The organism is Verrucomicrobiia bacterium, from assembly GCA_035460805.1.
In the GTDB taxonomy this organism is placed as follows: Bacteria; Patescibacteriota; UBA1384; order CAILIB01; family CAILIB01; genus DATHWI01.
Genome location: DATHWI010000122.1, coordinates 1 through 3,394 on the forward strand (window position 1 = coordinate 1; position 3,394 = coordinate 3,394).

General features: G+C 52.9%; 5 protein-coding genes and 2 tRNA genes. 4 read left to right on the forward strand and 3 right to left on the reverse strand.

What is annotated here, in order from left to right:
* Nucleotides 1-210, forward strand: a 210-nt coding sequence (locus tag VLA04_05420; protein HSI21108.1) for a hypothetical protein, incomplete at its 5' end; no start/stop codon positions are given.
* A 90-nt stretch (nt 211-300) separates the two neighbouring features.
* The gene (locus VLA04_05425; protein HSI21109.1) at nt 301-828 is read left to right on the forward strand and encodes a hypothetical protein; all 528 of its coding nucleotides are present in this window, start codon (nt 301-303) and stop codon (nt 826-828) included.
* Nucleotides 829-886: 58 nt separating this feature from the next.
* Here the strand turns inward: VLA04_05425 and VLA04_05430 are convergent, their stop codons facing one another.
* The 3 genes from VLA04_05430 to VLA04_05440 form a co-directional block, all read right to left on the reverse strand.
* Complete coding sequence (locus VLA04_05430; GenBank protein ID HSI21110.1) at nt 887-1,324, reverse strand: hypothetical protein; 438 nt, start codon at nt 1,322-1,324, stop codon at nt 887-889.
* A 160-nt stretch (nt 1,325-1,484) separates the two neighbouring features.
* Nucleotides 1,485-1,862: a DUF4430 domain-containing protein gene (locus tag VLA04_05435; protein ID HSI21111.1), complete on the reverse strand. Its 378-nt coding sequence runs from the start codon at nt 1,860-1,862 to the stop codon at nt 1,485-1,487.
* Nucleotides 1,863-2,120: 258 nt separating this feature from the next.
* Nucleotides 2,121-2,771: a hypothetical protein gene (locus tag VLA04_05440; GenBank protein HSI21112.1), complete on the reverse strand. Its 651-nt coding sequence runs from the start codon at nt 2,769-2,771 to the stop codon at nt 2,121-2,123.
* Nucleotides 2,772-3,155: 384 nt separating this feature from the next.
* Here VLA04_05440 and VLA04_05445 point away from each other — a divergent pair.
* Both VLA04_05445 and VLA04_05450 read left to right on the forward strand, forming a co-directional pair.
* Nucleotides 3,156-3,230: transfer RNA gene (locus tag VLA04_05445), tRNA-Lys, on the forward strand.
* A 46-nt stretch (nt 3,231-3,276) separates the two neighbouring features.
* Nucleotides 3,277-3,354 (forward strand) — tRNA-Glu (locus VLA04_05450).
* Nucleotides 3,355-3,394: the final 40 nt, after the last annotated feature.

Below are 3,394 nucleotides of genomic sequence, written 5' to 3' on the forward strand. Positions count from 1 at the left end.
TACGATATCGTGTCGTCCCTTTCCCGCAAGAAAGTCACCGTCTACTTTGACGATCCCCGGGACAGCGGGGTGAGCAATAGTCGTGATACGCAGAAATACACCAAGGAGCGCCTTCTTTACGAAATTGCTGAAGGCCGGATACCGGTGGGTGCACACATCTACCGCACAGCGCACCCAGGCGCCAACCCGCAACGCATTCCCCTGCGTTAAACTGTCTGACAAATTCCAAGGCCTTTCCCCCAAAGAAAGGCCTTCTTTTTACCCCCTACATCTGGTACCCTACTATGTACACGCAACACTATGAAACACCTCCCAAAATTCATCTTCGCCTGGGTCACGTGCCTAGCACTGAGACTCATCCCCTTCCGCCCCGCTAACGCCGAGCCGCTTCTTGGCACCCTTATGCCGTTCACGAAAAAGTACGGCATGGTAAGTAACTTGGCCTTCATTGTCAGTTCCATGGTTGTTTACGATGTACTCACCTCTGGCATCGGCCCCTGGACATACGTAACTGCTTTTGCCTACGCACTGGTCAGCGTGGCATCCTCCCTTTACTTTAAGAAGGTTGAGGCCACCCGTATTCATTACGCCGGCTTTGCCGTTATAGCCACTCTCTTCTACGATGCCCTCACTGGCCTTACCCTAGGCCCAATTGTCCATAACCAGCCGTTTATGGTGGCGCTCATGGGACAGATCCCATTCACCATGTCCCACTTGGCTGGCAACTTCCTAATTGCCGCCTTCCTCTCCCCGCTTATCCAGAAGTGGGTAGTAGAGAACCCTGCACTAGAATTTTCGCTTCCTTCCCGCCGTACGGTTCAGGCCTAGGTAAAACCTGAGGAATAAAAAAGCCCCGTGTACGGTTTGTACACGGGGTTGATTGTAATCAGAGCATTGGCTCTCCAATAGGCCACTTCTTAACCCCTTTCCACTTGCCCTCAGACCACGCCTGAAGTTGCACACCCAGCCTGTCCTGCTGGCGGGCGTGCTGTACAAGTTCACGTACGGTGAATTGGCGGGCCGGCTTTTTGTTCCAAACCCAGGTATCACTAACGGGGTACGTAGCCGAAAAGGCCTCCGCTTCTTCTGCAGTTTGAAATACTGCAGTCCATTTTTTCTCCCGAGGGGCTTCTGGCTGAACATCCTCTTGCTTGCGCCAACGGGATGTTAGCTTTTCCCAGCGACTCTGTTTCGGAGCAGGCTCCTTATTCAGGGTAGGGTCATCCCCAGTGCACGACCAATATTTTTCCGCATAGGGGTCTTCAACAAACTGCTCAACTGCCTCTTCAAAATATGCGGGCGGCTGATCTAATTCTTTTCTCATACCTTTTCCTCCTCCCGAACCGCGGAGACCGGTACCGACTTTTCAAGCTTTCGCTTTACTGCGCAGAATCCTACCAAAAAGCTTTCCCTCGGTCAACATGCTACCCACAAAACAAAACAGGCCACCCGAAGGCGGCCTGCTGCCCGTTACTCAAACCCGCTTACAATTTCTCGTAGCGGAACTCAATCTTATCACCAGCCTTAGCGGTGTAGTCAGCGGCACCCACCTGGGCGTAGCCACCGTTCACGTAGAAGCCCCAATAGTGGGCATCGTCGGCAACGAGGCCGTTAATACCCTGGACCATCTCACCGTAAGAGGTGCTTTTTGTTTCAACAGTGTACTTAGCCTTTAGGGTGACAAGAGCGGCTTTGCCTTCTTCGCCATCAAAGGTAACAATCTCAGACTGGACCGGGGTAGCAGAAGCAGTAGGAGTAGCTTCAGGCTTTGCAGAGTCAGACTGCTTGTTGTATGCAAACGCAGAAACGCCACCAAGGAGAATAACCAGGGCAGCTACCAATGCAATGTTTTTATTACGCATATGCGTCCTTAACAGGAAATAGCGAGCACCATCTCCCTGTTACCGATAGAAACCCTGCTCGGGGTAGAGAACGTTTGAATGGTTATCGGACTTAAGGATTGCTCCTATCACCGTAGCGGCACTGTGGTCGGTTCGCACGACACTTCCCCATCTCGCCTCCCGTGAGGCACAAACGTCGGTATGACAACGGGCTGTCTTGATCAGGTTAGCAAGTCTTGGCGATAAGAAAAGAGGCCACGCAGTGGTGGCCCCTGAGATTTAGGCAATAATGCCAGAGAAAGCAAGGTCGATAAGCTCGTCATACCCAGGCAACCTCTCCTTAAGGTGTACCTTCCGGACTGCGATGGTCAGGTCTGAACTAGCAGCCAGGGGCTGGTCATTCCTGAGCGAACCATCAACATGGTCCATGAGGATGGTATCCACAACCACACTACGTAACACACCCTTCTTTGGAACCCGGATGCCGTACCGCCTCAACTCTTCCTGTGAAGGGTAGGGATCGGACTGCTCCAGATGGTGGCACGCCGCCACAATGGCACTTCTCTTGGCGTAGCGGGATTCCTCCCGCAGGAGGCTAAGGTACCCATCGATAGGATGTCTCCTAATGAGGGCCATATACTGTTCCCGGTTCTTGCTCCAGTCAGCCTTGGAGGCATACAGAATTTCCGGAGGGATCTTCTCCTTGCCTTCATCGTGGTCAAAGCCGCAGACAAACCCAAGGGCCTGTCTCTGCAAGCCTTCACCCCGTATGCGCGAGAGCCAATAGGCACCCACCGCAACCGTGCATCGATGCATGTACAACCGCGGGTCATGTTTCCATGCCCGTGCGCTCTTCATATCTAACCGGTCAAGGTCAGCCTCGGTAAAGACCTGCTCCTCCAGGAGAAGGCCTTGGATTTCCCGAAACATGAGGTCAGCCGGCTTATGGAATATTTCCCGCGCGTCGCGGTCGGGGGGACGCCCCTCACCGCTTCGTCTTCTAGACGGTAGTTCTCCCGTAATCAACGTTCGCACCCTCCTACCTCGCATGAGGCATGGGGTGAAACTAATAAAATGCATGAGACCTGTCAAGCGACTAGAAATGTCCTGTATAATCTGGTACAGTAATCTGCGTACAAATTATGTGGATGTTTTCCGAGGAGTCGGGCCTATAGCGCTATGCGCTAAACCCTCGCTAGCAACTCATCCGCACAAAAAACTTGAATGTTTCCGAGGAGTCGGGCCTATAGCGCTATGCGCTATGCCCTCGCTCGGGATAAGTGAGCAAGCAAGCTTGCTCACTTCCCCTCACTCGGGCCTATAGCTCAACGGTAGAGCAGTGCCCTCTTAAGGCATTGGTTCTGAGTTCGAATCTCAGTGGGCCCACCAAAATAAACTTCGATTAGGTAAGAGCGGCGCCATCGATTGAGTACTAGGTGCCATCGTCTAGCTGGTCCAGGACACCTCCCTTTCACGGAGGAGATCACGGGTTCGAATCCCGTTGGCACTACCAAAGAAAAAGAGTCGACCGTAAGGTTGGCTCTTTTTCTTTG

Coding starts and splice junctions, on each gene's coding strand:
- VLA04_05425 (HSI21109.1), top strand. CDS start 301: ATGAAACACCTCCCAAAATTCATCTTCGCCTGGGTCACGTGCCTAGCA.
- VLA04_05430 (HSI21110.1), bottom strand. CDS start 1,324: ATGAGAAAAGAATTAGATCAGCCGCCCGCATATTTTGAAGAGGCAGTT.
- VLA04_05435 (HSI21111.1), bottom strand. CDS start 1,862: ATGCGTAATAAAAACATTGCATTGGTAGCTGCCCTGGTTATTCTCCTT.
- VLA04_05440 (HSI21112.1), bottom strand. CDS start 2,771: ATGTTTCGGGAAATCCAAGGCCTTCTCCTGGAGGAGCAGGTCTTTACC.